This window comes from Flavobacterium notoginsengisoli, assembly GCF_014207905.1.
Classification (GTDB): Bacteria; Bacteroidota; Bacteroidia; order Flavobacteriales; family Flavobacteriaceae; genus Flavobacterium; species Flavobacterium notoginsengisoli_A.
Genome location: NZ_JACHLB010000001.1, coordinates 718,551 through 740,934, shown reverse-complemented (window position 1 = coordinate 740,934; position 22,384 = coordinate 718,551). Strand labels below are relative to the sequence as shown.

19 protein-coding genes and 2 tRNA genes are annotated in these 22,384 nt (G+C 31.9%); 4 read left to right on the top strand and 17 right to left on the bottom strand.

Features of this window, described 5'->3' with window-relative positions; all coding sequences use genetic code 11:
- Nucleotides 1–2: 2 nt before the first annotated feature.
- The 8 genes from HNP35_RS03180 to HNP35_RS23750 form a co-directional block, all read right to left on the bottom strand.
- A complete protein-coding gene (locus HNP35_RS03180; RefSeq protein ID WP_184158531.1) occupies nucleotides 3–2,819 on the bottom strand; it encodes a carboxypeptidase-like regulatory domain-containing protein in 2,817 nt (938 codons plus the stop codon).
- Nucleotides 2,820–3,004: 185 nt separating this feature from the next.
- On the bottom strand, nucleotides 3,005–4,225 hold the full coding sequence (locus tag HNP35_RS03175) for an MFS transporter (protein WP_184158533.1): 1,221 nt from the start codon (nucleotides 4,223–4,225) through the stop codon (nucleotides 3,005–3,007).
- Between the two features lie 439 nt (nucleotides 4,226–4,664).
- Nucleotides 4,665–5,705: a Gfo/Idh/MocA family oxidoreductase gene (locus HNP35_RS03170; protein ID WP_184158534.1), complete on the bottom strand. Its 1,041-nt coding sequence runs from the start codon at nucleotides 5,703–5,705 to the stop codon at nucleotides 4,665–4,667.
- A 77-nt stretch (nucleotides 5,706–5,782) separates the two neighbouring features.
- Nucleotides 5,783–6,853 carry an NADH:flavin oxidoreductase/NADH oxidase gene (locus tag HNP35_RS03165; RefSeq protein WP_184158536.1) on the bottom strand — a complete coding sequence of 357 codons (1,071 nt, stop codon included), beginning with the start codon at nucleotides 6,851–6,853 and terminating at the stop codon, nucleotides 5,783–5,785.
- A gap of 114 nt (nucleotides 6,854–6,967) precedes the next feature.
- Complete coding sequence (locus HNP35_RS03160; RefSeq protein WP_184158538.1) at nucleotides 6,968–9,118, bottom strand: peptidase domain-containing ABC transporter; 2,151 nt, start codon at nucleotides 9,116–9,118, stop codon at nucleotides 6,968–6,970.
- The gene (locus HNP35_RS03155; protein WP_184158539.1) at nucleotides 9,119–10,261 is read right to left on the bottom strand and encodes an HlyD family secretion protein; all 1,143 of its coding nucleotides are present in this window, start codon (nucleotides 10,259–10,261) and stop codon (nucleotides 9,119–9,121) included. It lies immediately after the preceding gene.
- A 739-nt stretch (nucleotides 10,262–11,000) separates the two neighbouring features.
- Nucleotides 11,001–11,126 carry a hypothetical protein gene (locus HNP35_RS23865; RefSeq protein ID WP_260402232.1) on the bottom strand — a complete coding sequence of 42 codons (126 nt, stop codon included), beginning with the start codon at nucleotides 11,124–11,126 and terminating at the stop codon, nucleotides 11,001–11,003.
- Between the two features lie 10 nt (nucleotides 11,127–11,136).
- A complete protein-coding gene (locus HNP35_RS23750) occupies nucleotides 11,137–11,298 on the bottom strand; it encodes a class IIb bacteriocin, lactobin A/cerein 7B family (protein ID WP_246453315.1) in 162 nt (53 codons plus the stop codon).
- A 320-nt stretch (nucleotides 11,299–11,618) separates the two neighbouring features.
- On the opposite strand from HNP35_RS23750, the gene rseP reads away from it, so the two are divergent.
- The 3 genes from rseP (at nucleotide 11,619) to HNP35_RS03135 (ending at nucleotide 13,231) form a co-directional block, all read left to right on the top strand.
- Complete coding sequence (rseP, locus tag HNP35_RS03145) at nucleotides 11,619–12,962, top strand: RIP metalloprotease RseP (RefSeq protein ID WP_184158541.1); 1,344 nt, start codon at nucleotides 11,619–11,621, stop codon at nucleotides 12,960–12,962.
- An 83-nt stretch (nucleotides 12,963–13,045) separates the two neighbouring features.
- Nucleotides 13,046–13,119 (top strand) — tRNA-Asn (locus HNP35_RS03140).
- A gap of 38 nt (nucleotides 13,120–13,157) precedes the next feature.
- A tRNA-Asn gene (locus tag HNP35_RS03135) sits at nucleotides 13,158–13,231 on the top strand.
- A gap of 150 nt (nucleotides 13,232–13,381) precedes the next feature.
- On the opposite strand, the gene HNP35_RS03130 is transcribed toward HNP35_RS03135, so the two are convergent.
- Nucleotides 13,382–14,053, bottom strand: a complete 672-nt coding sequence (locus tag HNP35_RS03130) for a hypothetical protein (RefSeq protein ID WP_184158543.1) — start codon at nucleotides 14,051–14,053, stop codon at nucleotides 13,382–13,384.
- A 120-nt stretch (nucleotides 14,054–14,173) separates the two neighbouring features.
- Entirely contained in the window at nucleotides 14,174–14,452 is a 279-nt protein-coding gene (locus tag HNP35_RS03125; protein ID WP_184158546.1) for a hypothetical protein, read from the bottom strand.
- 156 nt (nucleotides 14,453–14,608) lie between these two features.
- On the opposite strand from HNP35_RS03125, the gene HNP35_RS03120 reads away from it, so the two are divergent.
- Nucleotides 14,609–15,004, top strand: a complete 396-nt coding sequence (locus HNP35_RS03120) for a helix-turn-helix domain-containing protein (protein ID WP_184158548.1) — start codon at nucleotides 14,609–14,611, stop codon at nucleotides 15,002–15,004.
- A 77-nt stretch (nucleotides 15,005–15,081) separates the two neighbouring features.
- Here the strand turns inward: HNP35_RS03120 and HNP35_RS03115 are convergent, their stop codons facing one another.
- The 7 genes from HNP35_RS03115 to HNP35_RS03085 form a co-directional block, all read right to left on the bottom strand.
- Entirely contained in the window at nucleotides 15,082–15,756 is a 675-nt protein-coding gene (locus HNP35_RS03115; protein ID WP_184710776.1) for a hypothetical protein, read from the bottom strand.
- A gap of 203 nt (nucleotides 15,757–15,959) precedes the next feature.
- Nucleotides 15,960–16,472, bottom strand: coding sequence for a hypothetical protein (locus HNP35_RS03110; RefSeq protein ID WP_184158552.1), 513 nt, complete (start codon nucleotides 16,470–16,472; stop codon nucleotides 15,960–15,962).
- 155 nt (nucleotides 16,473–16,627) lie between these two features.
- Nucleotides 16,628–17,824, bottom strand: a complete 1,197-nt coding sequence (locus tag HNP35_RS03105) for an aminopeptidase C (RefSeq protein WP_184158554.1) — start codon at nucleotides 17,822–17,824, stop codon at nucleotides 16,628–16,630.
- A 210-nt stretch (nucleotides 17,825–18,034) separates the two neighbouring features.
- Nucleotides 18,035–19,195 carry a BamA/TamA family outer membrane protein gene (locus tag HNP35_RS03100; protein ID WP_184158556.1) on the bottom strand — a complete coding sequence of 387 codons (1,161 nt, stop codon included), beginning with the start codon at nucleotides 19,193–19,195 and terminating at the stop codon, nucleotides 18,035–18,037.
- Between the two features lie 50 nt (nucleotides 19,196–19,245).
- Nucleotides 19,246–20,214 carry a SphA family protein gene (locus HNP35_RS03095; protein ID WP_184158558.1) on the bottom strand — a complete coding sequence of 323 codons (969 nt, stop codon included), beginning with the start codon at nucleotides 20,212–20,214 and terminating at the stop codon, nucleotides 19,246–19,248.
- A 72-nt stretch (nucleotides 20,215–20,286) separates the two neighbouring features.
- Nucleotides 20,287–21,465, bottom strand: a complete 1,179-nt coding sequence (locus HNP35_RS03090; RefSeq protein WP_184158560.1) for a helix-turn-helix domain-containing protein — start codon at nucleotides 21,463–21,465, stop codon at nucleotides 20,287–20,289.
- Nucleotides 21,466–21,589: 124 nt separating this feature from the next.
- A complete protein-coding gene (locus tag HNP35_RS03085; RefSeq protein WP_184158562.1) occupies nucleotides 21,590–22,168 on the bottom strand; it encodes a DUF4136 domain-containing protein in 579 nt (192 codons plus the stop codon).
- Between the last annotated feature and the right edge of the window lie 216 nt (nucleotides 22,169–22,384).

Below are 22,384 nucleotides of genomic sequence, written 5' to 3'. Positions count from 1 at the left end.
TTTTATAACCCGATTGTGAGATTTAGAAAATAAGTTCGTCCATATCCATAATAATATTTAGGCCCAAAAGAAGGAGTGCCACTAGAAACATCTTGATTTAAAGCTCTAAAGTTGGCATTTCGCGCCTGTTCAAAACCACCAGTTTTATAGATTAAATTCAGAACATTATTTACGCTAGCAAAAAGTCCGACGTATTTTTTGTAAATGCGCCACGATTTGCCGCCACTTAAATTCAAAAGCATAATTGGATCAAACTTTTCTTGCTTCAATAATTCATTTCCTCTTTCTGAAGTGGCTTCGGGAAAAGGAAATCCGTTTACTGGATTAATGTAAAATTGTGAAGTTCTAGAAATTGGAGAAACATCAATATAACTATCCATCAGGTAATTAATATTAGCTCCAATCCACCAAAATTTAGGATCCCGATATTCTAGTCCGAATGAATATGCTTTTTGAGGAGTTCCAGATTGTTTGTAATTTTTAAGATATGCTGGTCCGAAGTCAAATGTTGTTGACATACTTTTTGCAGCATTTGCGTCATTTGTAATACTTACATTCGGATTGCTGCTATAAACATAATTTCCAAAAGCGGCTGATAAAGTAGCTTTAAGCGTTGAGGAAATTTGATATTCTGAACCCAATTCCAAACCTATATTTTTCTTGTCTAATTTTGTCAAGGTCTGACTGACAAAAGCATCTGTAGGGTCATAACCTGCTCCATTATCAAAAATTCCTTCAGCGTAGAAATAAGAAGTTTTGGAAGTGTTTTTAATTAATGAATAATAAACTGTCATTCTCAATTTCAATTTCGGCGAGTGATAGCTGTAATTTGCTTCTCCACTAGTTATATTTTCACTTTCAAGTCCATTAACGATTGTATTATTTAATCTTGAATTTGAAAATGTATTTCGAAGTGAAGGTGCTCGTGTAAAATGTGCACCATTAAAAAACAACGATTGTTTCCCTGAAATTTTATACGTGAATCCGCCTTTGAATCCAAAATTTTCAAAATTTACTTTCTCGCTTTTTCCTAGAGAATTGTTTGGATAAAGTCCGTTTTGATAAAGTCCTTCTCTTTGATAATCTGAAATAGAATACAACTGCGAAAAATAGAATTCTGTTTTATTGTAAGTAAATTTAAACTGTGTAAAAGCATCTAAAGTATTGCCAAATAAATTGTAATTATAACCATAAGTATCTCCTTGTTTTACTTGACGATTTGGATGCTGTAAATCTGATTGCGAATAGCTTCCTTTATAAAATGCATCAATATCTTCAAAATATTCTCCTCCAAGAAGATCCAATAGATTCTGAAAATTATGCGATTTCAATTTCTTAAAAGTAAAACCTCCATCAAAAAAAACATTTGATGTTATTTGTGTATTTAAGTTTGAATTGACCGCAAAAGTTCGATCATCAGTTCGGTCTTCATACAAAACATAATGGCTTTTCGAAGGCTGAAAACCATTTTCTGTCGATTGCTGATTCGCAAAATACATCTCATTCCAATTGATTTGAGAATTAGATAAAAAAGCAATTCTATTTTTCTCTGCATTTTCATAGTCTGGTGTAAATTCTCCAGAAAATTCTCCATGGTCTTTTGCATAAAGCGAACTAAAATAACTTGGCATCTTTTTGTAGTAGACAGGATCTGGGCTATCGGCATTTTGATAATCAATATTACTATTGCCTACTTTCCCAAATTGATACATTAGAACAGAATTCAGATTTGTCTTTTCATCAATTTTGTAATAATGATTAACCATTAATAACGGTTCAGCAACATTTTTAACTCGTGCATTTCGTTTTTTTCCATTCTGAAATCCCCAATATGAATTATAATTTTCTCCCATTAAATGGCTCACCTCAGCTGTATTTGCCGAATTTTTACCTCTCGAATTTGGCGTGTAAAATCCCGTAAAATTTAGAGCATTTTTACTGTTTAATTTTTTTTCTATGCTGAGAAAAAAAGAATCTGCATTGAAGTTGGTTCCTTCAAAATATCCTTCATCAGCCCAACGTTTTCCAGCTGAAATTACATACGCCCAACCCGCTTCATTCATACCTGAAGCGTAAGTTCCAATTCCACGTAAAATATAAGTAGTGTTACTTCCTGAAAATGTGAGCGAAGTTCCTTTTCTATATAATGAAGCACGAGTAAAAATTTGCTGTGTGCCTAAAATTCCGCCAAAAGTATAGTTAGATGCTGCTGTACCAACCGAAAATTCTTGATTTCGAAGTACATTATTCAAACCTCCCCAATTGTTCCACTGTGGTCTTCCATCGTAGATTTTATTCATTACAATTCCGTTGAGCATCATCGTTCCGTTTTCACTGTCTAAACCACGAACACGAAATCGAGCCTGACCCCAATTGAATGCGGAAGTCTGCATAAAGGCATCTTTGGAAGATTGTAAAAGCCCAGAAGTCATTTCGGATGAACCATTATCTTCAGAGAAATCACTGTCTGATAAAGTAATTAGTGCCGCTGGAACTTCATCAGAATAAGTGTCTTCTAATTGTAATATTCCGAGATTAATATTTTGGTCAGAATTGGATTTTATCTTTAAAAGAAAATCTTTATAGCCCTGACTTCTTAGTAAAAGCAGTTGCTCTTTTTGTGGAAATATATGAAGTTCAAATTTCCCCGTTTTTGAAGTGAGTTGCATTACGGCCGTATTCTGTATTGTAACCACTACATTTTCTAACGGATTTTGCGTTCTCGTGTCAATAACAACTCCAGAAACTGTTATTTTTCGTTGTGCAGATGCAAAATTAAAAAGCAAAAAAATAAGAAAGACTGCGTATTTTTTTATCATTAAAATCCAATTTACTTTGAAAATAATTTTAGGATATCAATCCTGAATTCAAAAGATAAAATTGGTTTTTGAAAAAATTAATGATAAGTATACACTTATAAATTCAAATATAAACAAAATATTTAATATTAAATAAATTCTTACAAATTTGTTTAATATTTTATAATTCTAATCAGAAAACGTAATTACGACGTTGTTCTAATTTTAGAAACCATAAAGGCGATTAGAACACCGAAGATTCCGATAAAAGCAAAAGAAAATCGTAATCCGAAATTTTGTGCAATGTGTCCAATTACTGGCGGTCCCATTAAGAAACCTAAGAAACTTACACTCGAAACAATCGTTAAAGCCTCTCCCGCAGGAACGGTCGGATTTTTTCCTGCAATACTATAAACAGTAGGAACAATAGTAGCAACTCCTAAACCTACAAACATAAATGCGATAGTACATGGAATTAAATAAGGAAGAAAAACTGCTGTAAAAAGTCCCGCCGAAATCATAACGCCACTAATCTGCATAACGCGTTCACGTCCAAATTTATTGATTAATCCGTCGCCTAAGAATCTTCCACTTGCCATCATAATCATGAATGAAGTATATCCTAAAACTACTAAAGGTCCTGGCGCTTGCACAATATCTTTAAAATAGACACCGCTCCAATCGAACATAACACCTTCACTTGCCATACTGCAAAATCCGATAACCCCTAACCAAAGTAAAGCTGAATCCGGCTTTACAAATAATTTTTTTCCTTCTTCTTTAGGTTTTGCTTTTTCTTTGGCTCTCACCAAAAATCTAAAATTAAGCCCTACCATAATTAAAACAATTACCGCAACAATTATAAAATGATGCAACGGACTCAAGTTTAAAGCCAGCATTCCTAAACCGACCAATGCGCCGGTAAATCCTGCAAAACTCCACATTCCGTGAAAAGATGACATGATTGTTTTTTTAAATAGAACTTCTGTATAAACTCCTTGTGTATTTACAGCGATGTTGGCTAAGTTTCCAAATAATCCGAATAAGAATAATCCGAGCGATAATTGCAATGCGGTTGTTGCCAAACCTAAATTGATTAGACAAAAAACATACATAATTAATGAAAAGATCAAGATACGATGACTTCCAAATTTCGTTACCATCTTTCCAGAAAAAGGCATAATAGCCAATTGTCCAACTGGAAGTGCAAAAAGTATCGAACCTAAATCTCCTTCTGTTAAATGCAAGGCTGTTTTGATATCTGGAATTCTACTCGCCCAAGTTGCAAAACTTAAACCCATTCCGAAATAAAACATTCCAACGGCAAATCGAATTCGGTTTAAATAAGAGGCTTTTGCTTCTCTAAATACTTTCTTGATTTTTCCTTTGGTCTGAAAAAGCGCTAATGGATTAAAATTTATCAGCATATTGAATTTTTATTGGATATTGTCAAAAATACTAAAAACGTACTTCAAAGCCTATAGAGTCTAATGTTATGCACAATTTACAACGTTATTGTTTATAAATTAAGAAGTTTTCGATTGATTTCTTCTTATTAAAATTACAACATTTCGGCTTTAGTAGAATATAATTTGCTTCATTTTTAAGCAAAGCTAAAAAAGGAGCTCTCCATTTTTGAAAAAGCTCCTTTTGATTTTATGCATTTTATGTTCCGTAGGAACATTTCGTCGGTAGAAAAATTATATCGTTGTTATGTTTTACGTTCCGTAGGAACGTTTGGTGCATTTAGATTGTAAAAAATTGACGCGCAAATCAAACGTTCCTACGGAACGTAAATACGGATAAACACTATTTATTTCTACCGACGAAACATTCCTATGGAATGATAGCTTTATGAATGTCTTACTATATACTGATTACCTTTTGTTGGGCATTGCTTGCAATTGCAGCTTCTATAACCTGCATTACTTTTACGCCATCTTGTGCCGTAACAGGTTCCTCTTTATGGTTTGCAATCGAATCGTAAACGCCATCAAAGAAACTGAAATAATTACCTTGAAGTGTCGGCACTTTTTCTCTCACAATTTTTCCGTTTATCTCGGTATGCAAAAGTCCTTGTAAACTTTCGTCTTCTGTTCCCCAAGCTTCTAAATTTGGTTTTTTACCCACTTTTAAATCATCTTCCTGAACATCTCCACGAGGTTTTAAGAAAGAGCCTTTTTTTCCGTGAAGCACGTAAGCCGGATTCGCTTCTCTAACAAAAAAACCTGCTTTTAGTCTTACCCTAAAATTAGAATAAAACAAAGTCAAATCGATCCAGTCGTCTACAACTGAGTTTTCTCTTGTTACTCTAATGTCTCCAAAAACAGCTTTTGGGCAACCAAATAAACTTATAGCTTGGTCAATAATATGAGGCCCTAAGTCTTTTAAAACTCCTGCACCATCATTGGCTGTTTCTTTATGTGCTTTCGGACTCAATAGTGGATTGTATCTGTCAAAATGAAATTCTGCTTCTACTAAATCTCCTAAAACGCCATCATCGATAATTTTCTTAATGGTTTTAAAATCGCTATCCCATCTTCTGTTTTGAAAAACGGCTAATTTCAATCCTTTATCTTTTGCAATCTTTGCCAGTTCTTTTGCTTCATCGACCGTTGTTGTGAACGCTTTTTCTACAACGGCATGTTTTCCTGCCAAAAGCACTTTTTTAGCATATTCGTAATGCGTGCCAACTGGCGTATTTACAATTACCAAATCGACATCGTCTGCTAAAAGTTCGTCTAGAGTGGCATAACTTTTTACGTATGGATAATCTTCCTGAATTAATTTTTTGCTTCTTTCCCAAGAACCTAATAATTCAAATCCTTGATGAATATCTAAAAACGGAGCGTGAAAAACTTTTCCCGACATTCCGTATGATAATAATGCTGTTTTTATTTTCTGCATGTTGTTATGGTTTTTTAGCCACGAATTTATTTTTAAATAAAATTTATAATTCGTGAATTCGTGGCGGAAAAAAAATATTAAAGTTTAGCTCTTTCGTATTGTTTTGGCCATTGAATATCGCTTTCTAGTTCTTTGGCAAAATCCAAAGGCAAATTCGGATTTCTCAATGATTCTCTGGCAAATAAAATTAAATCGGCTTGACCGTTATTTAAAATTTCTTCGGCTTGTTTGGCTTCGGTAATTAAACCAACTGCGCCAGTTGCAATTCCCGATTCTTTCTTTACTTTTTCAGCAAAAGGAACTTGATAACCTGGTCCAAGCGTAATTTTTTGATGCGAAACCAATCCACCTGACGAAACATCGATTAAATCTACTCCTTTTTCTTTTAATATTTTAGAAAGCTGCACAGATTCTTCTGGGTTCCAACCGTTTTCTGCCCAATCTGTTGCTGAAATTCTAACGAATAATGGAAAATTAGAAGGCCATTCCGTTTGAACTGCTTCAACAATTTCTAGCGTAAAACGAATTCTGTTTTCAAAACTTCCTCCGTATTCATCTGTTCTTACATTGGTTAATGGAGATAAAAACTGATGTAGTAAATAACCATGGGCAGCATGAATTTCTAAAACCTGATATCCAGCTTCGACCACTCTTTTGGTTGCTGTTTTAAAATCTGAAATTACTTTTTGGATTCCGTTTTTGTCTAAAGCTTCTGGAAGAAAAGGTTCGTCATCATGATACGGAATTGCACTTGCAGAAACCGTCTGCCATCCGCCTTGAGCGAAATCCAACTTTTTATTGCCCAACCACGGAGCCGAAACACTAGCTTTTCGCCCTGCATGAGCCAATTGAATTCCAGGAATAGAATTTTGAGAAACAATAAATTGATTAATTTCTTTTAATTTTTCGATATGCTCGTCTTTCCAGATTCCAAGATCTGAAGGAGAAATTCTAGCTTCGGGAGAAACAGCCGTTGCTTCTTGAATGATTAAACCTGCGCCACCGCTAGCACGGCTTCCTAAATGAACCAAATGCCAATTGTTTGCAAAACCGTCTTCGGCAGAATATTGACACATGGGCGAAATAGCAATTCTATTTTTTAAGGTAATGTTTTTTATAGTTAAAGGAGAAAATAATTGTGAAGCCATAATTGTAACTTTAAATGGTTTTATACTACCTATTAGTATAAATAATGTTGAAAAAGTAAAGTTACAGTATCTTCTTAAAACGAGATATTTAAATGTTTATTAATTAACAAACATTTAAATCAAATTCTGTTTATTCCAAAGATTATAGTATTCTGACTTTTGTTCTAAAAGATCAAAATGATTTCCAGATTCTACAATCATTCCGTCTTTCATTACTAGAATTGTATCTGCATTGGCAATTGTACTTAAACGATGTGCAATAACAATTATCGTTTTTCCTTGAGCTTTAAAATTATCAATCACATCTTTTACAATTTGTTCTGAATTTGTATCTAAAGAAGCTGTTGCTTCATCCATCAGTAAAATTTCAGGATTTTTATATAATGCTCTTGCAATTGCAATTCTTTGTTTTTGACCTCCCGAAAGCATAGCCCCATTTTCTCCAATTTGAGTTTCAAAACCATTTGGCAGTTTTTCTACAAATTCAGTTATTCCTAATTGTTTTGACAAATCTAAAATTCTCTGTATGTTAGGAAACGAATCTCCTAAAGCAATATTTTCGATGATATTTCCAGAAAACAGATTAAGCTGCTGTGGAATAACCCCTACTATTTTTCTTAAACTTTGATAATGGATAAATTTTGTATCGTAATCTCCAATATAAATTTTACCCTCTTTTATCGGATATAAATTTTGAAGCAGCGAAATCAAAGTTGTTTTTCCGCTTCCACTTTCTCCAACTATAGCTGTTGTTTGGTTTTTCTTAAATACTGCATTAAAATTTTTGAAAACTTCAGTACGAGATCCATAGCGAAAAGAGACGTTTTCAAATTTTATATCTCCTAAATTTTCTTTTGATAGCTCCACTTTATTTTCAGTTTCCTCTCTTTCTAAATCCATAATTTCAAAAAGCCTGTCTGCAGCAATCAAAGCATTTTGGGCTGTTTTATTCATATTAATAAGAGAGGCAACTGGCGAAGTAAAATATCCTATTAAGGCATAAAATGAAAATAATTCTCCAGGAGTAATGGCTCTGTCAATTACATAGCCAGAACCAATCCACATTAGAATCACAGTAAAAGCAGAAGCTAAAAACTGTGTCGAAGTAGTAGCAAAAACTACATTTAATCCTGATTTATAAGTGGTAAATAAAAGTTTTACAAATTTGTTTTCTGTTTTTAAGTTTGAAAATTCTTCAATCCCAAATTCTTTTACCGTTCTTACATGAGTAATACTTTCGACTAATTGAGTTTGCAGTTCTGCCGCATTTTCCATGATGTTTCTTTCAACCTTTTTATTGAATTTATTAAGCAGAAAATAAATTAAAACATAAAAAGGAATAACCACAACAATTACCAAAGCCAACTTCCAATAGTACGTAAACATTAAGGTAAACGAAAAAATGACTATAAAAATATTCACAATCATTTCTATCGCCGTTTCATTTATAAAAGAGCGAATTTTTACAGCATCATTTATTCTTGAAGTAACTTCACCTATTTGCATGGTATCAAAAAATCGTTGTGGAAGGTGTAATAGATGTTTGTAATATCCCAGAATTAATTTAGCATCTATTAATTGCCCCGTTTTCATAACAAATACACTTTTCTTTGAACCAATATATGCCTGAAGTAAAATTATCGCAATCATTGAAACACTCAGTAAATTGAGTAGATTTCTATTGCCATCTACTAAAACATAATCTGTAATTTTTTGAATATAAATTGACATAGCCAATCCTAAAACAGTAAATACTATTGCCCCAATTAAAGCCTGAATTAAAATAGTTTTGTGTGGCTGAATTAAATTCCAAAACCTTTTTAAAGGCGAAGTTTTTTCATTTCTAGTTTTAAAATCATCATTTGGTGCAAAAAGAATTAAAACACTTGACCATACTTTTTGAAATTCTTCAAAAGTATAGGTTTCCATTTTTCCAAAACCTGGATCCATAACTGTAATGGTAGATTTTGCAACTTTGTAAATAACTAGATAATGATGATACTGCTCTTTTGTTATAATATGCGCAATGGCTGGAAGTGGAATTTTATCTAAAACATCTAAACCGCCTTTTACTCCTTTTGCCGTAAAACCCATTTTTTCTGCAGCTTCAATTATCCCTAAGACATTTGTACCACGTTTATCAGTATTAGCATATTGACGAATTCTCGCTATAGGAAGATTAACTTTGAAATGGTTTCCAATAGAAGCCAAACAAGCAGCACCACAATCTTTAATATCATGTTGTTTTATTTTTATGGAAGCCATTTATTTTTTAGCTGATAATTGTTTTGGGTTTAACCAATTGTCTATTTTATCAAATAGCAAATCGAATAAACTTCGGCGTGTAATTATATATCTTGTCGTTAAGGTCATTCCTTTTGATACATCGGTTTTGTAACCTGATTTAAGATGTAAAGCATTAGAATTTAAGGAACAGCGAACCTTAAAAAAAGCCTGCTCTCCCTGTATGGTTATATTATGATCAATATCTATTACTTTCCCTTCCAGTAAACCCCATTGATTGTAATTGAAAGCATCTAACTGGAATTTTACTTTTTGATTTTTCTTTATTAATCCAATATCATTTGGAGCAACACTATTCTCAACAATAAGATGGTCTACTGAAGAAATTGTTGCAATAGATTGTGAAGCATTTATAAAAGATCCTTTTTGAATGCCCGAAAAATTTTCTATTGTCCCAGAAATAGGAGCCAAAACAAAATAATTATTTGATTCGGCATTTATTTTAGCAACCGTTCCGTTAAGATTTTTTAAGCGATCTTCTAAATCTCTTTTTTGATTTTCCCACGTTGCTTTTTGCTGACTTATAAAACTTTGCATTTTTTGTTTTGCCAAACGCAATTCATATTCATACTTTTCAAAATCTGCTTTAGCGATTATATCTTTATCGTACAAAATCTTATTTCGATCACAATTTATTTTAGCCTGCGAGATTTTGCTTTGAAGTTCATTTTTTCCTGATTGAAATTTAAAAAAATCTTCTCGTGCTGTAGAAGTCTGCAAATGTATTGTTTGATCCTGAAGTAAATTATTAATATCACTTAATAATAAAGAAACTGAATCTGATAATACATCTTGAGTTCTTTTGTCACTTTCCAGATTTTCTTTAGAGATTTTAAGAAGTGTGTCACCTTTATTTACAAATACGTTATTTTTTAATGCTATCCAATTTATCTTGCCGCTAACAATTGTTGTGACAGGAACATTGTCTGTTTTACTACGAATTATTCCACGACTTTGGCTGCTAATGTCCATTTTAATTATGGGGAGCAGTGCTAAAAAAGTAATTAGAGCCAAAAGAATTATCAGATAAATTGAGTAGCTTTTAGTTTTGTTTCTTGAAATCAGGTTTTCTAATGTGTTTATTGGATCTGAAGTAAAATTCATAAATATTATTCTAATATTCCTTTTAAAAAGAAACACTACAATTAGGTTTTTAACTATTGTAGTGTTTAACAATTTAATTGAAAAAATAATGGCATACTCTACCAATTATATAACCTAAAACATATAATGCAAACGTTATATAAATTATGCTTTCAATTGTATAGATTTTCTTTTTTATCATATTAATTATTTTAAAATGGAACCAATTGCATAACCCAAAATGTATAAAGACAAGCATACAAATATTCCAAGTCTTATTTGTTTTAAAAATTTGGATGATTCCATAAAATTAGATTGTAATTAAGATGAATTTCTTTTAATTCTATGCTTACTGTAATTTGTTTTCAAAAAAAAAATTGACATTTTAACAATTTTATTTTGCCACGATTCTTCCTAAATAAAACCCTAAATAGAATAAAACAAATGCTATAATAAAGAGATAAGAAATAAAATTAAATGTATTTTCTCTTGCATAAAGAGCAACTTTATATGATACTTTCTTCATATTATTAATTTATCTTATTCATAATATATACACATAATTTAAACCGTATTCTCAAGAATATTTTAGGCGATATCTCAAAATACCACCTAAAATATCTCAAAATTAAATATCATTAAAGCTTAATTAACTAAGTAATAAATAGCTTTTCCAATTACTTTCCCACTGTAATATGCAAAAATTACTAACGCTATAATAGTGGCTACAATTTCTAATCTAGTACTAGTTTTCATTTTTTTATTTTGCTACTTCTCTTTCCATTTCTTTATATCCCATGTAAAGCCCTAGCATTGCAGCCCATAATAATAGAGCTCCTCCATTAATTTCTTTTTGCTCTTCTAATGTTAATTCTTTTAATTCCATGATATTTATATTAATGAGTTAATAAATATATTGCCTTTCCTACTTCCTTACTCCCATAATAAGTTGCGCTTGTAATTGCAATAATACTTAAAGCTAAAGATAAAATCCCACCTTCAACCTCTTGTACTTCTTGAGCATTAAGCTCTACTAAATTCAATTCTTCTAAATTCATAATTTTAAAATTTAAATGGTTAATTAATAAAGTTTAACAAAATCATTTTCTCGAGAACGTTTTCGCTGTGATAAAATTAAAAGTGTTATTCTAAAAAATGTTCCTCATAAAGTTTTTAAAATATCAGAATAAGACAATTGTAACAATTTGGACAGATTAATTACTAATTCTATCGAGACAAGAATCAAGACTACTTTATTGTTTAATAAAAACTAAGACAATTATTAACAAACATTTAAAATCTTAAACATTATCTTGCACACTTATATTAAAATAGAAAACGCTACTTTTGTGCGTTAAATACGAACTAAAAATAAAAAATGGATATAGTTATCAAACTCTCTCAATTTCTATTGAGTTTATCTTTACTTATTATTCTTCACGAATTAGGGCATTTTATCCCTGCTAAATTATTTAAAACAAGAGTCGAAAAATTTTATTTGTTTTTTGATGTTAAATATTCACTTTTCAAAAAGAAAATCGGAGAAACAGAATACGGTATCGGATGGCTTCCGCTTGGAGGTTATGTGAAAATTTCTGGAATGATCGATGAAAGTATGGACAAAGAGCAAATGGCTCAAGAACCACAGCCTTGGGAATTTCGTACTAAACCAGCTTGGCAACGTTTAATTATTATGCTTGGCGGTGTTACAGTAAACTTTATTTTGGCTTTTATTATTTATATAGGAATGGCTTTCGCTTATGGGGATACTTATATTGCTAATGCTGACTTAAAAGATGGTGTGGCAATTGAAAATCCTGCAATGATTAAAGCTGGTTTTAAAACTGGTGACAAAATCATTTCTATTGACGGAAAAGCGGTAGAAAACTACGACAGCGACATGAACATGAATGTGATCATGGCAAAGCATGTTTTAATAGAAAGAGACGGAAAACAACAGACTATTACAATGCCAACTGATTTTGTAGACCAACTTTCTAAAACGGAAAAAGGCCTTCTTATCGGAATACGCAGACCTTTTGCAATTGGACAAGTAGCTGAAGATTCTCCAAACCAAAATTTAAAGCCAAAAGATTTGATTCTTTCTCTTAACGGACAAAAAATTAAATATTTTGATGAAGCAAAAACAGTTTTAGAAGCTAATAAAGGAAAACAAATTCCAGCTGTTGTTTTACGTGATTTAAAAGAAACTCCAATTTCTTTAAAAGTTACTAATGACGGAAAATTAGGTGTTGTTGCTGGTGGTTTAGATTTAAAATCATTAGAGAAATTAGGATACTATAAAATCAGTACTAAAGAATATGGTTTCTTCGAATCTATTCCGGTTGGTCTTGAAAAAGGAAAAGATCAGTTGGTGGGTTACGGAAAACAATTGAAAATGATTTTTAATCCAGAAACCAAAGCGTACAAACAAGTAGGTGGTTTTGCGGCAATTTTCAATATTTTCCCTACTTCTTGGAGCTGGGAAGTTTTCTGGTCAATCACTGCTTTGTTATCAATTATGCTTGGAGTTATGAATTTATTGCCAATTCCTGCTCTTGATGGTGGACACGTAATGTTTTTATTGTATGAAATGATTAGCGGCAAAAAACCAAGCGATAAATTCCTAGAGAATGCGCAAATGGTTGGTTTTGTTTTACTTATTTCACTACTACTGTTTGCTAATGGTAACGACATTTACAAGGCAATTGTAGGCAAGTAAAAAAAAGTCAAAAAAAGAGTAAAAATGTTTTTGAGAAACTAAAAATAGTTTTATATTTGCACTCGCTAAAAAGAGCAACAACTTCCTCCTTAGCTCAGTTGGTTAGAGCATCTGACTGTTAATCAGAGGGTCCTTGGTTCGAGCCCAAGAGGGGGAGCAACTTTTTTTAGCAAACATATTTACCTTTAAGGTGATTCCTCCTTAGCTCAGTTGGTTAGAGCATCTGACTGTTAATCAGAGGGTCCTTGGTTCGAGCCCAAGAGGGGGAGCTTAAAAAAAGACGATCAAATTGATCGTCTTTTTTTTGCTTTAAATTTAACCGCAAAGAGCGCAAGGGTTTATACGCCAAGGTCGCAAAGCTTAATTATTAAACTTTGCGACCTTGGCGCTTTTACTTTGTGTACTTTGCGGTTAAAAAATTACTTCACCACCAAAGTCTCACTTTTAAATCTTTTCATCAAAATATTTGCCTTGTCAATTTGATTGATTGCTTTTAAAGACTGAGCATATCTGTAGTAATAAATAACATCTGGATCTTTTACCAAAATAAACAACTGCTCATAATAACCTGCTGCTGTATTTAGGTTTCCTTCAAAGTAAAGTCGGTCGGCTACTTTTTGAAGCATTTCTGGCGATTTATAGCCTTTCTCTAAGACTTTTTCATACGTTGCCGTTACATCAACGTTTGTGTATTGCGTTTCTTTAGCAGGAGCTTTAATGTCGATTTTGACTGGTTGCAATGCTGCTGTTAGATTTCCCGTCTGAGGTTTTGTTTCAGCAACTGCAGTTACCTTTTGTTTTCTTTTTATATATTTCGGGATTATCGTTCGAACATTATTCGGACCTAAATCGTAAGTATCGACCATATCGAGTTTGGAAACTTCGTAGGTTATAATTCTTCCACCAAACAATTTATTAATTCGCTCTTCTACATAATAAGACTTTATATACCAATCCTCATTTGATCTATTATCGGTCAATAATATCGTTTGTCCTTTTACTGATTCGGAAGCATTTGCTGCGCGTTGAGCAAAACAATTAAGAGAAATAATCAATAAAAATGCGCTCAGAAACGTTTCATGCTTTTTCATAAACAATTCAATAAAATTAACGGTTTGTCTTAAAATTTTATCAAAAATATTGCATTGCTGAAGTTTTGCTAAATATTTTCCGCAAACAACTCGAAAAAACGTTAAAATGCTTTTTTTCTGTTAAGCGTTCCTGATTACGGAAAAAGCTTCCTCAATTTGTTCCTCCGAAAATGGTTCTAAGGCTTTTGCGAGCATTTTACTGGTTTTAATACAGCTCAGCATCTTGGTTCGCAATCTGAGATTGTTGCCTGTTTCGGTTTCTAAAATGTGCTCGAAGATTTCGGTTAAGTAATTAGGATAATTTTTAAATTCTCCCTCAAAACAAATGTCTGAGACAAATTGATACAAAGATTCTAATACATTGTTCTGGCTAAGAATGGCGTTGTTTTCTGTTTTCATGGCGTTTATTTATTATACGAAAAATCGTATTTTTGTTTCACCTAATTAAACAATAGAATACAATCTGGCAAAACGTTTCTAGATTGTATTTCACAAGTAGAAAGATTGTATTTTACTATATTCCTAATTTTTAAGGATTTTTAATATCTTTGAAGTATGAGCACAGCAACAAAACCAAAACATATCGGGAGAAACATAAGCCGCATTCGCGAGCTTAGAGGAATGAAACAAGAAGCACTTGCCATTGCTATCGGCGTAAGCCAGCAATATATTTCGACTCTTGAAGGAAGCGAAACGGTTGAAAAGGAAAAACTAAATTCTATTGCAGCTGTTTTAGGTGTTTCGACTGAAGCTATTGAAAATTACAGTGATGAAAATGTTTTAAACATCATCAACAATAATTTTACTAGTCATGATAGCTCAACTATAAATGCAATCAATGTTCAACCTAATTTTAATCCACTTGATAAAATTGTGGAACTTTATGAGCGTTTGGTTCAGGCTGAAAAGGATAAAGTGGAGTATTTGGAGAGGTTGATGAAGGAGAAGTAATTTCTGGTTTTTGAAAAATATATAATAGAAAGAGGCGCATTGATTGCGCCTATTTTTATTTTAAGTTATACAGTATATCAACTTTTTCCATACTTTCTAAATGCAGAAATTGTTTGATAAATCCCATATCCAATAAAAATTTTAGAAGCAATAAATATCAAATATAAAAAACCATTACTCTGTATCTCTTTATTATCAAATCCAAAAGAGAAAATAAACTTTAAAAATTCTGTAAGTATTTGAGAGTAGGAAGCAATTTCTTCTTTGAAATTAAAATAAAGTGGATATCTAGAAATCACGAAACTATTTACAATCAAAAGCAATAAAAAAAACTGAACTCCTATTTTAATTGTAAACTTTATTCCCAAAATCCAATTATTCCCAAAATCATTCGACTGTTTATTTAAGTTAAGTAATATTCTGTCATTTACACTTAATTTTGAATTTCTCAAAAGATTATTATGCTCAATCGCATTGTATTTCAAATAATCAATTTTATTTTCAACTTTAAGTAAGTGATTTTTTATCAGCCTAATTGTTTTTAAATCACAATTATCTGGGTTTCTAATATTTATATCATTAAAGAACGCAACTTTATCAAAATGAGTTCTGTTGAGTTTTATTTTATCACAACTCAAGTTTTGAAATGAAACAATTTCTTTAAAAAAAGTTGTGTCAAAACTTATTTCAAAAAAATCAGATTTATCGAAGTATACATATTTATCAAAATTACATTTAGAAAATTTGAACAATGTCCTTTTATTTTGTACACTTTCGAAATTGCAGTTTCCTAAAAATTTTATTTCATCAAAATTCATTGAATTCCCATAATTAGAATTGTAACCTCTTAATTCACTAAATGAGCAATTTTTAATAAAAGATTGTGAAATTAATTGATTCCGCCAAAAACTAAAACTTCCCTCAAAAACAGAATCTGAAATGTGAATTCTATCAATTATGTTTGTATTAATAGTAACTTCTCTTTAAAGATGGAATTATTAATATAAATCATCCTCTCAAATTTATTTAATCTTATATCTATAGATGTTTTTTTAAACGATAAATCATTCAATGTTAAGCTATATATTTTATTATATTTTCCTGGACTTCCTACAATACTTATTCTATTTATATCAGATGAAGATATAGAAAAATTATTTGAAACGATATGAACATTTTTAAATTCAAGACTATAAAGACTACAATTTTTAATATATAAATCATTTCCAAAAATACAGTCAACAAATGACAAACTACAAAATTGATCTTTAATGTCATCATTTCTAACAAAATCAGAGAAATCGATTCTACCTCCCCTAAAAAAACAATTATTAAATTCAATTGAATCAATATTTAAATTAATATCTAAATGATCTTCAATTTCTATTTCAAAATCATTTATCTTAATACTATTTTGAATAGCATTATTCATTAATTGCAATAAATCCTTTGAATTTAAAATTTTCATTTATTAAATTTTTTTAGGATTTCAATTTAGAGATATTTTTTAATATTCTCGAATATTAAAAGGAAAGATCTTATTGAAAATTTTATTCATAAAAACAAAAAGCGCCACAATCCTAAAGATTACGGCGCTTTTCTATTTCTTAAAACTTTTGGTTATTAAACCCCTAATTTCTTAGCAATCTCAGCAGGAATTCCTCCTTTGTTTACTAGTAATGCAGTAGTTTTATATTTTACGAAGTTCTTAGTTACAAACAAGAAACCTTTGTAGTCGTTTGTTTCTCCCCAAGAATTTTTTACGATATAATATTCTTTTCCAGTTTGGTCTTTTGCTAAACCAATAATGTGCATTCCGTGGTCGTCTGTTGTAGTGTAGTTATCAAACGCTGCCTGGCGCATTTCTGGAGTAATTTCTGGCTCTGCTTTTGGTCCGTTAAATAAGTCTGCTTTTTCTTCTGCAGTCATATCGTCGAATTTTTTAGTCGCTACATAAGCAACACCATTTTTCCAGCTGAATGTTTTTTCGCTAACATCTGTTGCCCAAGCTACTGTGTATCCTTTTTTCAACGCGTTGTCGATAACATCTGTCATATCGTTCAATTTTACGTTGTAAACTTGATCTAATGACCAGTTGTCTGGCACCATCATAGTTGTTTTTTGGTAGTATGGCGTATTGGTAAAAGATGACATTTCTACATAATCGTCAGGGTTAATTCCTACTACTTCTTTAGCAAAAGATTGTGGCGTATAGTTTTTTCCTTTGTATGTAAAGTTATCTGGCACTTTTCCTAAGTAAGAATCAATTACAGCTGAGTATGCTTTTTGCCAGTTTGGAGTCAATTCTCCGTTCGGGTTTTTCACCACTGCTGCCAAAACACCTTCTATAAGAGCACTCATTTCCGCAAATTTGTTTTTGTCTGTTCCGTAGTTTAGACCTGTGTAAACTTCTCTAGGAACAGTTCCGTATTTTTTGTACATATTAATTACATCGTGAAGAGCTCCTCCGTCACCAAGTGTAATGGCACCGTGCATACGAACATAATTGATACCTTTCTCAACATATACATTTCTTGCAGAATAAATTTGAGATAGTTCTACTGGCTGTTTTCCTAAACGAATCATTTCTGACTCTAAGAATGAGTTTGTTGAGTAACTCCAGCAAGTTCCAGATGATCCTTGAGTTTTCACTGAGGTTGTTCCTAAGTTAATTACTTCTGTAAATTTAAAGTTCTCTTTGCTTTTGTCGCTTGCATTTAGTTTTAGTGAATTTACTAAAATGTCCTGCGCAAAACAGCCTGCTGTTCCAGCTAAAAATACTGAAGCTGCAAACATTGATTTGAATGAAAATGTATTCATAATTTATGTTTAAGATTTAACAAAATTAGTCTGCAATGTTTCTAATTTGTTACAAAACAATTAAATATTATACAATTTGTGTGCTCCAAATTTGTTAATATTTTCTTAACGGAGCTAATTATTAAGTTATTTACGACAAAAAGCCTCTATAACGTTATATAAAGGCTTTTGTGCACTATTTTTTTATAAATCAACTTCTTACAACTTTTTCTACCTCATCCAATTGCTTCCAAAAACGATATAGTAAGCCCAGTCTTCATTTCCTTTGGCAACATCTATACCCATTCTGAGTTTGAATTTTCGCGCCATTAAATACCTAAAACCAGTTCCGTAACTGTATACAACAGGTTTTGCAAAAGCCTGATCCCAGTCGTTAAAAGCACTTGCTAGTCCGCCAAAACCCATTACGCTCCATCTTTTGTAGACGTCCCATCTTAATTCGGCTTCGGTTACAATGCTGGTTTTGCCTTGGTAGCGCGCTGCGGGAATTCCTCTTAAATTAATTCCTGGCCTCAAATAAAAAGGCGGACTCCCAAACGCCTGCTCTCCCTCTACCCTAAGCCCGCCAATTAATGTTTTTGCTAATGGATAATATCCTATTGCCGATAAATTAACGCGCCAGGCATCGTAGTCACTTCCTATTGCGTTATCTGACCAAAAGAAATCTGATTGAATTCGGATTCCTTTATCTGGTGTAAAAATATTGTCTCTGTTATCAAACTGAACGGCTCCTCCCAACTGACTCACCGTACTTTTTATGTCGCCAGGTTTTACAAATGGCGGTGGTAAATTAAAATCTGGAAGGTTTATTTTTGAATTCAAAAACATATACTGAGGCCCAGCGCTCCATTTTGCATTTTTGAATTGTTTGAGCCATTGTGTATAAAAAATGGTGGATCTAAAATTTAGCTTGAATTCTTCGTCTGGCAGATTGGGTCTATTATTCGCATAAAATGATAAATTCACGTCTCCGTAACCCGCGGCAACACGATATAAGATTCTTGGTTTTACAAGAGTTGCCGAACGAAAAGCACCAACCATCCAGCTTTTGTTTCCCGTATACATTCCGATTCCTCCTGTGATATCTGGGTTTACAAATCGTTTTTTACCATCTTCATCAATTACTGGAGCGTGTTTTTTTAGAAAAATAGGAACCAATGCACCTCCAATATTTCCTAAAGCGGGTTCTGTAATAATAGTGGGAACTACAATAAAACCATGGGCATAAATAATGTAATCGCTCAAATCGAAAGCTCCGTCTAAGGAATCTTTTACACTGATTTTATATTTCTGAGCATTTAAAGTATTAAATAACAACAGAATCAAAAGCGAGAATAAGATATTTTTTCTTGATAGTTTGCCGTTTTTCATAAGAATCTGAATCTTTAATTACAATTAAATTTACCTTATTCTAAAAAACATTACTTTTTCTTGAGGCTGAAAACATGGGCTAGAGTGATGAAAAAAGTATTTCCCTGAAATCTATTTTCGGCTCCAAATTCGGAAACCCATCTAAAACCAGCTTGCGTCATACAGCCAATATGAAGATAATTGACCTCAGCACCCAATGCGCCTACATGATCTTTGTCTGGTTCAAGAACTAAAAATTCTCCAACCGGAATTTTATCGTCTGAAACTTTGTACTGGAAATAATAGATTAATCCTGCATTCAATATTCCTTTTGGAGCTGTTTTCTCGGCATTCATGCAATAGAATGTTTTTCCTAAACCTCCTTCAATACTTAAAATATCTCCTGTTTTTATATCAGTATCTTTCTTTTTTCCATTGATTTCATAAGACGCTAAAGCTGAAAAATGGAACGTTTTTTTATCATTAAAAAATAATGTTGTTCCCGCTGAAAACTCGTTCATAAACATTCCTAATCCGCTGTTATCGCTTCCGCCCAATTCATATTTTCCTGTTGGAATATACATTTGATAACTAAATACAAAATCGGCTTTTTTGTTATGCCAGCCCAACTGAACAGGCTGAATGTACATATCTGTAAAAGCAAAATTACTTTTAGAATCTATATAACTTCCTTGTATGGTATTTGAAGCTCCTGCCAATAAAATTGTAGCTCCGTAATTGGCTCCCAAAATTTTGAAATCACTTACATAATTACCTCCAACACCAGTTATAAACATCGTTAAATCTGGATTTCCAATCTTATCTCCATCTGCATTTTTTAAGCAATTTGCAGTATAAATATAGGCAGGCACGTAGACACTAAAAGTATTTTCCGGCGCCTGAGTACCCGACTGCAATCCCATTGCTCCTAAAATATGTCCGCCTTTCAATTGTGCATTTCCAATAAAAGAAACGAACAGTATCATCAATGTAAAAGCAGATTGCAACACTTTTTTTGAATTAGTATTTTTTGCTTTCATACTAAATTTTTTTAAAATGAATTAATACTTTACAATTGCGGCTAATAAATAAGATTTTAATAGAAGAGAGATTTATTTGAAATAAAAAGTGCTTGTAGTATGCTCTGGATTTATTCTAATGGTTTTGAAGTATTCTGAAGGAGATTTCCCGGTATGTTTTATAAATGCCCTAAAACAAGTTGTGCGAGATTTAAAACCTGAACCCCAAGCCATTCCTTCCAATGATAAATCTTTCCATTCTGGATCGTTTATTTTTTCTCTGAAATACTCAATTCTTTTTAGATTGATATAATCCTGAAAATGAAGTCCGAATTCTGAATTGATTAAATTTGATAAATGATGGACAGAGATTCCTGTTTCGTCTGATAAATCTCGAATTACAAAATCCTTCTTAAGGAAAAGATTTTTAGAATTTAAGACATAATCTAATTTTAAAAGGTAATCTTCTTTTTTTTCAGCAGTTAATTCGTTCGTTATCGGAATTACGCTTTTTGCTTCTTTAGATTTTACGAGAATAGTATTGTCAACAACAAAGTCGAATGTCTCTTCTTCATCATGAAAAATATTTGGTTTAAAATAAAGCCAGCCAACCGTAAAAAACAGGACAGATGAAATTAAAACATAACAGGAAATATCAACAGCAACGACTTTTCTAAGGAGAAAATGATGCACAAAAAGCGCCGAAAACAGAAATAAAATCATCAGGTTATAAACCTTAATCCAATTGATTACTTTGCTTCTATGAAATTGGTTTCCTTTGAATTTTTTCAGATCATAGTTTAAAATCAACATGGTTTGAAAAAAAACATAACACAACCAAAGTGTAAGTGTGAGAATCGAAAATGGATTTTTAATTATGTTCGCGAGATAATCAATCGCTTTTATATTGGTGAAACTTCCAATGTAGACTATGATAGTTAAAACAAAGTAGATAACAAATGGCATAAAATGCAACCAGTCATATTTTCTAAAACTTTTTTTAAGAGATAAAATATTTCTAACATACAAAAACGAGCAAGGAGCTGTTAGAAAAATGAATGCTTTGGTAATGGTAATCAAATCTGGAAAGTCTTTAAATATATTAGCAGATAAATAAAAATTATAAATACTAACAACAGCCAAACTCAGCAAAAAAACACCCAAAAAGAAACTCTTCGAATAGTTTTTCCTAGACAAAAGAACCATTAAAGCTGTGGCAAAACCAGCAATTGTAGCTATAAAGAAGAATAGCGAAAGTAAAATATCGATCATGTTTTTTTAGCTTAATTTGTTTGTATACTTTCTAAAAAGTGCTTCGAAAGGGGGCTTTCGTTTAGAAAACAAATGTGCTTATAGGCTGATTAGACCAAGCACATTTGTCTGTATCGCAATCAGATTATTTCTTTTCTGATCCTGGAGGAAAATTGGCTAATATTTTCTTTATTGCTCCATTGATAAATTCTTCAGGATTATCTGGTTTACTGTCAATTTCGGAGTTTCCGACTCCTTGCCAAAGCAATTTGTCTGTTTTTGTAGATACGATATCAATTATAAGCGAACCGTCTACATAATCGTAGGTGTTAAATGTTGTATTGGCACCACCCATCATAGCGCCTCCACCCCAATATCCGTAAGGGCGATACATTCCTCCGTAACCGTAAAAATTGGTATTGGAACTAACCGAAGTTTTGTTTTTTAAGATCGAAACGGCATTTACTTTTAAGTCTGGATTATCAGATTCTGTAAAACCTTTTGCCAACATTTCGTTCTTAATTGCTTTTGTTACACGATCAACATTCAACTGATTAACTTGACCTTCTTGCGCTTTTAAATCGTAAACCGCAAAAGTTTTGTACTCACCGAAATTTGCTGCATGATCATAATCACTTGTTACTTTTACAGATGGGGAACAACTGTAAATTAAACCCAAAAACAACATTGGGATTATGCGAAGATTTGTTCTTTTAATATTCATCTTTTAAAATTTAAATTAATAATTAAATCAGTTAAACTCGAATGTATTAAAATCTAAAAAATCTTGGATGAAGGGCGAAAACTAAATTAACAATTGTTTAATGATTATAATCAACTAACAAACAGTAAATTAAGTCATTATCAAAGATAAACGATTTTATTTAATTAACACAATTAAACAAATAAAATCTTACTTAGCTTTTTTTTGCTCTTCAAC

What these genes read in the sequence shown, in the direction of transcription:
- HNP35_RS03180 (WP_184158531.1), bottom strand. Translation starts at nt 2,819, where the DNA reads ATGATAAAAAAATACGCAGTCTTTCTTATTTTTTTGCTTTTTAATTTT.
- HNP35_RS23865 (WP_260402232.1), bottom strand. Translation starts at nt 11,126, where the DNA reads ATGGAATTAAAAGAATTAACATTAGAAGAGCAAAAAGAAATTAATGGA.
- HNP35_RS03160 (WP_184158538.1), bottom strand. Translation starts at nt 9,118, where the DNA reads ATGGCTTCCATAAAAATAAAACAACATGATATTAAAGATTGTGGTGCT.
- HNP35_RS03125 (WP_184158546.1), bottom strand. Translation starts at nt 14,452, where the DNA reads ATGAAAACAGAAAACAACGCCATTCTTAGCCAGAACAATGTATTAGAA.
- HNP35_RS03100 (WP_184158556.1), bottom strand. Translation starts at nt 19,195, where the DNA reads ATGAAAAACGGCAAACTATCAAGAAAAAATATCTTATTCTCGCTTTTG.
- HNP35_RS23750 (WP_246453315.1), bottom strand. Translation starts at nt 11,298, where the DNA reads ATGAATTTAGAAGAATTGAATTTAGTAGAGCTTAATGCTCAAGAAGTA.
- HNP35_RS03085 (WP_184158562.1), bottom strand. Translation starts at nt 22,168, where the DNA reads ATGAATATTAAAAGAACAAATCTTCGCATAATCCCAATGTTGTTTTTG.
- HNP35_RS03130 (WP_184158543.1), bottom strand. Translation starts at nt 14,053, where the DNA reads ATGAAAAAGCATGAAACGTTTCTGAGCGCATTTTTATTGATTATTTCT.
- HNP35_RS03175 (WP_184158533.1), bottom strand. Translation starts at nt 4,225, where the DNA reads ATGCTGATAAATTTTAATCCATTAGCGCTTTTTCAGACCAAAGGAAAA.
- rseP (WP_184158541.1), top strand. Translation starts at nt 11,619, where the DNA reads ATGGATATAGTTATCAAACTCTCTCAATTTCTATTGAGTTTATCTTTA.
- HNP35_RS03120 (WP_184158548.1), top strand. Translation starts at nt 14,609, where the DNA reads ATGAGCACAGCAACAAAACCAAAACATATCGGGAGAAACATAAGCCGC.
- HNP35_RS03090 (WP_184158560.1), bottom strand. Translation starts at nt 21,465, where the DNA reads ATGATCGATATTTTACTTTCGCTATTCTTCTTTATAGCTACAATTGCT.
- HNP35_RS03110 (WP_184158552.1), bottom strand. Translation starts at nt 16,472, where the DNA reads ATGAAAATTTTAAATTCAAAGGATTTATTGCAATTAATGAATAATGCT.
- HNP35_RS03155 (WP_184158539.1), bottom strand. Translation starts at nt 10,261, where the DNA reads ATGAATTTTACTTCAGATCCAATAAACACATTAGAAAACCTGATTTCA.
- HNP35_RS03165 (WP_184158536.1), bottom strand. Translation starts at nt 6,853, where the DNA reads ATGGCTTCACAATTATTTTCTCCTTTAACTATAAAAAACATTACCTTA.
- HNP35_RS03105 (WP_184158554.1), bottom strand. Translation starts at nt 17,824, where the DNA reads ATGAATACATTTTCATTCAAATCAATGTTTGCAGCTTCAGTATTTTTA.
- HNP35_RS03170 (WP_184158534.1), bottom strand. Translation starts at nt 5,705, where the DNA reads ATGCAGAAAATAAAAACAGCATTATTATCATACGGAATGTCGGGAAAA.
- HNP35_RS03095 (WP_184158558.1), bottom strand. Translation starts at nt 20,214, where the DNA reads ATGAAAGCAAAAAATACTAATTCAAAAAAAGTGTTGCAATCTGCTTTT.